The sequence below is a fragment of the Rhodococcus sp. EPR-147 genome (assembly GCF_001647185.1).
Taxonomy (GTDB): Bacteria; Actinomycetota; Actinomycetes; order Mycobacteriales; family Mycobacteriaceae; genus Rhodococcoides.
Map to the genome: position 1 here is coordinate 1 of NZ_LVCU01000502.1, position 6,382 is coordinate 6,382.

General features: G+C 65.9%; 7 protein-coding genes. All 7 read left to right on the top strand.

Going from position 1 to position 6,382, the window contains the following annotated elements; all coding sequences use genetic code 11:
- Nucleotides 1–214 (top strand): hypothetical protein (locus A2J02_RS28415; protein WP_197478099.1); only part of this gene is annotated, 214 nt, incomplete at its 5' end.
- Nucleotides 215–313: 99 nt separating this feature from the next.
- Nucleotides 314–1,528, top strand: coding sequence for a metallophosphoesterase (locus A2J02_RS21555; protein WP_068053338.1), 1,215 nt, complete (start codon nt 314–316; stop codon nt 1,526–1,528).
- Between the two features lie 7 nt (nt 1,529–1,535).
- Nucleotides 1,536–2,396, top strand: a complete 861-nt coding sequence (locus A2J02_RS21560) for an HAD family hydrolase (protein ID WP_068053341.1) — start codon at nt 1,536–1,538, stop codon at nt 2,394–2,396.
- 307 nt (nt 2,397–2,703) lie between these two features.
- Entirely contained in the window at nt 2,704–3,144 is a 441-nt protein-coding gene (locus A2J02_RS21565; RefSeq protein WP_156516334.1) for a hypothetical protein, read from the top strand.
- On the top strand, nt 3,128–4,063 hold the full coding sequence (locus tag A2J02_RS21570) for a hypothetical protein (RefSeq protein WP_082898967.1): 936 nt from the start codon (nt 3,128–3,130) through the stop codon (nt 4,061–4,063). Before A2J02_RS21565 ends, A2J02_RS21570 begins: the two co-directional genes overlap by 17 nt.
- A 74-nt stretch (nt 4,064–4,137) precedes the next feature.
- Nucleotides 4,138–4,683, top strand: a complete 546-nt coding sequence (locus A2J02_RS21575) for an LpqN/LpqT family lipoprotein (RefSeq protein ID WP_082898966.1) — start codon at nt 4,138–4,140, stop codon at nt 4,681–4,683.
- A 51-nt stretch (nt 4,684–4,734) separates the two neighbouring features.
- Nucleotides 4,735–6,144, top strand: a complete 1,410-nt coding sequence (locus A2J02_RS21580) for a plasmid pRiA4b ORF-3 family protein (RefSeq protein ID WP_068053346.1) — start codon at nt 4,735–4,737, stop codon at nt 6,142–6,144.
- Nucleotides 6,145–6,382 lie beyond the last annotated feature (238 nt).

A 6,382-nucleotide genomic window follows, 5' to 3' on the forward strand; every position in this document is an offset into this window, starting at 1 on the left:
GGACGAGCCGGCCGCTCAGGACGAGGCCGCGGCAAGCGTCGAGTCGGCCGAGCTCGATGGAGCCGATCCGGTCGAGACGCAGGGCGATTCGACGGAAGCAACGACCGATGATGCCGAGCCGAGCGGCCTCGAGGTACCCGAGGACGAGGACATCGCAGAACACGAATTGCCGCTCAACGGACTTCGCGGATACACAACCCGCCGTCGGCCGTAGCTCCCGGCGGGCAGGCTCGGTGCCCGCGCCGAACCATCCGAAGCCGACGTAGTCTTGGCCTCGGATTGCGCACGTACGAGTGAAGAGGGTTCGACGCCGATGACAGATCGACAGACGCAGCGCCCGGAACAGTCGGTCTCCCCGGACGGTTCGACGCGACCGCGATCTCGGCGGGTTGTCGTTCCGACCGTTGTTCTCGTGGTCTGCGCTGCGCTTGTCGGCCTGCCTGCCTGGACTGTCGTGTTCGCGGGCGCGCAGTGGCCTTCGGCTGCACAGTCGGTCGGCTCTGCGGTTGCGGTCGCGGCATTCGTGGCACTGCCTGCAGCGATGTATCTGGGTCACCGGCCGAGTGCAGAGGGGGTCTCCAAGGACGTGTGGGCGCGCATCGGAGATGTGCTGTTGGGCTTGGCTTGGATCGCGTTCGTGTGGTCGGCACTCTCGCTGCTGCTGCGGCTCGGTCTGTGGGTGGCTGGGGTAGACGACCCTCTTCGGTCACGGATCGTCTCGGTGACAACGCTGATCGTCGTGGTCGTCCTCGCTCTGTGGGGCCATTACGAGGCGATGAGAACGCCCCGAGTGCGACACACGACCGTCAGGATCGACCGGCTCGGGGCTCGATTCGACGGTCTACGAGTGGTTCTCGTGACCGACACGCATTTCGGCCCGCTCGATCGAACGACGTGGTCGCATCGTTTGACCGCCGCCGTCAATGCGCTCGAACCGGACGTGTTGGCCCACGTCGGAGATATCGCCGACGGCTCGGTCGATCGGCGTCGAGCGCAGGCTGCGCCGCTGGAGGCAATGCTCGCGAGGGCGGCCCGCGTGTACGTCACCGGCAACCACGAATACTTCGGTCGGGCGCAGGAATGGCTCGATCACATGGAGGACCTCGGATGGAACTCCTTGCACAATCGCCACGTGGTGCTGCATCGCGGTGACGACGCATTGATCATCTCGGGCGTCGACGACGCCACCGCCGCCGGCTCGGGTGCGCCCGGCCACGGGGCGGATCTCGCTCGCGCCCTTGCCGGAACCGATCCGTCGATGCCCGTGCTGTTGCTGGCGCATCAGCCGAAACAGATCGGCGACGCTGTCGAGGCCGGCGTCGATCTGCAGGTCTCCGGGCACACGCACGGTGGTCAGATCTGGCCGTTCTCGGCTTTGGTTCGTCTCGACCAACCGGTGGTGCACGGTCTGAGCAGACACGGTGCGCGAACTCAGCTCTACACCAGTCGCGGATCGGGTTTCTGGGGCCCGCCTTTCCGGGTGTTCGCGCCCAGTGAGATTTCCGTTCTGACGTTGGTCGCCGGCTGAGCGCGCGATGCCTGGCAGTATCGGTGGGGTGAAGAGAACCGAAGAGGTCGTCGTTGTCGCAACCGATCTCGACGGCACCCTGCTGCGTTCGGACCGAACTGTGTCGGCGCGAACGGCCGCCGCGATGGCTGCCGCCGACGCAGCCGGAATCAGGGTGGTGTGGGCCACCGCTCGCGCGCGCCACTCCATCGACGAACTCGCTGCGTCGTGCGGATTTCGCGGCACGGCGATCGGTGCCAACGGGGCTGTGGTCCTCGATCTGTCCGACGGCTCCCCGGCGATCGTCGGCACCAGGTCGGTACCGGCCGAGACGGTGGCGTCGGCCAAGTCGTTCGTGCGCTCACTCGTCCCCGGAGTTGCCTTCGCAACCGTCGGTGCCACGCGATTCGTGGCCGAGGCTCGGTACGCCGAGCTGTGCGTGTTCGCAGACCATCACCGGCAGCCGCACGAGATGGAGCTGTCGGAGCACGGCTTGTCGATCGACGTCGAGCCGACCGTCAAAATCGTTGCTCGGCACAGTGATACGACGAGTGAGGAGTTGTACGAGATCGTTGCTGCGGCGGGGGTGGACGGAGTGGAGTTGACGCACTCCGGTGCCCCGTACATCGAGATGTCCGCGGCGGGAGTCTCGAAGGCCAGTGCGCTGCAGCAGTTGTGCGAGCAGTGGGGGATATCTGCCGGTTCGGTTGCGGCAGTGGGGGATGCGCGCAACGATCTGCCGATGCTCACCTGGGCGGGTACGGCGTTGTGTCCGTCGAATGCCGCGGAGCCCGTGCGATCCGTCGTCGATCGAGTCCTCGAATCCAACGACGACGACGCGGTTGCGCGCTATCTCGAGGAGCTCACCGCGCGCCGAATGAAACTGTAACGTCCGGTCTGCTCGTCGCGACGCTGTATGAGAGGCTGGCCCCATCATCGGCAGAAGGACACCAGTGAGCTATCCAGATTCGGGCGACCCCTCGCAGCGCGCGTACGGACAGTACGGCGCGCAGCCGAATCCATCCGATCGAGTCCTTCCACCGCCTTCGTCCGGTCCTGGTGCGCCGCATTCTCCCGCGACGGCACAGCCGAGTGGGTACGGCGCGGTTCCCCGGCCGCCGGTGTTCGGCACCGGTGGCTTCCCTGGTTCGCCTCCACCTGGGCCCCCGAAGAATGGGAACGGTGGCATCTGGATCGTGGTGGCCGTTCTGACTGTGGTCGCAGTGATTCTCGGCGGCGTGTTCGGGTGGTTCATGCTGCGCGACGACGCAACTCCGGCGGCGGCGTCGGGTGCTGCACCGTCCTCGGCAGTGTCCGACGGCGGTGTAACCGCACCGACTGCCGAGACCTCACCGCAGCCGGGCCCGGCCACTCTGCCTGCGGGTGCGCAGACCTGCCCGGCGACCGTGGCGTCGAGCAGCGGACTTCGAGGTTCGGCGGTGGGGTCGACGGTCACGTCGTGTCCGTTCGCAGAGGAAGTTCGGTTGGCCTACACCAGGGCCGGTTCGGATCGAAATTCGCGGACCGTGGTGGCCAGCAGCCCGGTCACCGGCAAGCGGTACGACATGAACTGCGTCTCGTCTGCGCAGTTGGTGACGTGTACCGGTGGCGAGAACGCCGTTGTCTACCTCTTCTAGTTCGGCGCGCCGCGTCGGACGAGTCGGAGCGGTGGCTCTCGCGCTCTGTGCTCTGGTGTCCGGCTGCACCATCGCCACCGACGACGGCCCCGCGTCCGAAGCGCCCCTGGTGTCCGAAACATCGGCTGCTCCTGTGCCACCGGTGTTTCCACCGACGTCCGATGCCGAAATATGGACCACTGCGCCTCCTGTCGAGGCGCTGCCGGCAGAGGATCTGGCCGCGGAGTTCGGCGCAGTCGAGTCGACGGCGGGTGGGCCCATCGGCCTCGCTCTGGTTCCCGTCGGTGGTGGCCCGCCGACAGTGCTCGGCACCTGGACTTCCGGTTCGGCGTGGTCGACGGTCAAAGTGCCACTGGCTGTGGCCGCAATTCGTCGCGGCGGGGACGCGGTGGTTGCCGACGCCACCGCCGCCATCGAAAGCTCCGACAACGCAGCAGCCGAGAATCTGTGGGGTTCGCTCGGTGATTCCGCTGCCGCAGGTGGCGCAGTCGAAGCGGTTCTGCGGCAGGGCGGTGACGCGGCCACTGCGGTGCAGAGGGCGCGGATTCGTCCTGAATTCAGCGCATTCGGACAGACCGAGTGGTCGACGCAGGATCAAGCAACGTTCGCGGCGGGCCTGTCGTGCATCCCGGATGCCGCACGGGTGGTCGAAATGATGAACAGTGTTGCGCCCGAGCAGCAGTGGGGCCTGGCGAAGATGTCCGATGCTGCGTTCAAAGGCGGCTGGGGGCCGAGCGTTCGAGGCGGTTACGACGTCCGACAGGTCGGTATCGTCACCACTGTTGCCGGTCGAGTCGGCGTGGCGATTGCGGCGCAACCGAATTCGGGTTCGTTCACCGACGGAACAGCAATGCTCGACGCGGTCGGCAGCTGGTTGGAGTCGCACGGCAACCAGCTCCCTGCCGGTCACTGCCTCTAGGATCTGCTGACGAGCGGACCGGCGCGGGTAACCTCTGGCGTGTCAGTGAATCGTGCACCACGAAAGGCATTGCTGTGAACGACGCCCTGTCGACGGAATCGTCCGAGCCCACCACGATCGCCGAGTACCTGAATGCACACGCGCTGCGGGTGACGCCGCTCGACGGTGCCGCGGCGGCCGAGCTCGGCATCACCGTACCGATTCCTGCGGGATGGCAGACGCTCGATCCCGCACAGTTCCCAGGGGCGACCCAGGTGATCGTGGAACCGAACCTCGTGGAGAACGGGTTCGCGCCCAACGCGGTGCTTCTGGTCGGTGCGTTGTCGCGCACGATCGACCCGGAAGCGTTGATGGCATTGGGTTTCGGCGACGGACGTGCGATGCCCGGATGGGTGGAGCGCGAGGCGAGTACAGCGTCGTGGCTCGGCTGGCCGTCGCGATTCATTCGGGGTACGTACGTTGCGCAGCAACTCGAAGCCGCCGTGACGACGCGGTATGTGGTGGTAGGCGTCGATACTCAATACCTCGTGCAGTTGACGGTGACGACGTTGGCGTCGCAGCTCGATGCGTTGGCCTTCGACGTCGCCGCGATCAACGAGGGGCTGACCACGAGTACGTAGAAGACCGCGAGTCCCTGTGTCCGACGCGCAGGTCCGACTAGGGTCCTTTCCATGTCGATGAGAACCGGTCGCGTCCGGCACCTGTCGGTGGTGCCGAATTTGTCCGACACCGACGAACCGGCCGACGACAGCGCGACGGATGCCACTCGGCGACGCTTGGTGAACCTGGTGCTTCGGGTGACCGTGGATCACACTCGGCCACAGATTTGGCGTCGGGTGCGGGTGCGCTCGGACCTGCTGCTGTCCGAGCTGCACGCGGTTCTGCAGAGTGCCCTCGGATGGGAGGACCGGCACCTGCATGCGTTCAGCGTCAGGACCGCCGGTGCCACGCGTCGATTCGAGATGGAGGAAACCCTCGACGACGAACCGGACGACGACGCGTCGAGCGAGGAGCGAGTGCGGGTCGACGACGTACTGACTGCGCCGGGTTCCACGATGACGTACGAGTACGACTTCGGTGACGGATGGACACACACGATCTATCTGGAGCAGATCGATTCCGATATCGACGACCTCCGATCCGTTTGCCTCGACGGGGCGCGCGCCTGCCCACCCGAGGAGTCCGGCGGGCCTTCGCGGTACGCCCAGTCGCTCGAGATTGCTGCCGACACGTCCGATCCCGAGCACGCGGCGCTCATCGCGCGATGGGGCGCGGGCTTCGACCCTGCTCGATTCGACGTCGGTGCGGTCAACGCGGTGCTGCACTCGTTCGACGTAGGGCGTTCGGTGCTCGCCGAAGCGGTGGCCGCGGCCCCGGCCATCGGAAAGCTGTTCGACCGGGTGCGACCTACGGAGGTGCCGTCACTGATGGCGTTGCTTCCGCGATGCGAACTCACCATCGAGAGTTCGGTCGATCTGCCCGTCGCAGAGGTGGCGATGGCCAAGTTCACGTGGTTTCTGGACAGAATCGGTGACGACGGAGCAGAGCTCACCGGTGCCGGCTACCTCAAGCCCGCGTTCGTAGCGGCGATTCGTGAAGAGCTCGACTGGGGTCTGGGGTGGGTAGGGCCGAGCAATCGCGAGATCGACCACCATCAGGTCAGCGATCTGCGCGACGCGGCGCGGCACCTCGGGTTGACCCGCACATCGAAGGGCAGGTTGCTGCGCACCAAGCTCGGAGCGGCGTTGGCCGAAGACCCGGTCGGCATGTGGCGGCATGCGTCGTCGCGACTTCCTCTGGGAAAGGAGTCGTATGAGACCGACGCAGCGACTCTGTTCCTGATCTCCCTCGCGGCATCGGCATCTGCGACGCATCGCAACGAGATGTTGATCGAGACTGTCGCTGAATTGGGTTGGGCCAGTGAAGATTCCGGTGTGTTCGACGCTCAGTTCGCGGCGCAGGCCACGGTGAGCTTCCTCGATCTCATCGGTGCCCACGGTCCGCGGTTCTATTTCCGTCAAGAGGTATCGGACTCGCCGAGCTGGTCTCGCAGGTTCGCGCGGGACGCATTGCTGAGCTGAGTCGCCGAGAAGTGGTCTCGAGGACTGCTGAATTGTGGCTCAGCGACGGATGACCGCCGCTGAGCAGGCGATTTGCGTTGGTGTGGTTGGTGGCGTAACTTTTGTCGAGTCAGAGCGACGGACACCGACCCGGTCTTCACGGACCGGGTGAACGAGGTTGGACGTGTGGCCTGGCAGGTTTTATCCCCCAAGAGTCGGGCCCTTGTGTCCGAGACCAAGCTGGGATAGGCTGGAGCAG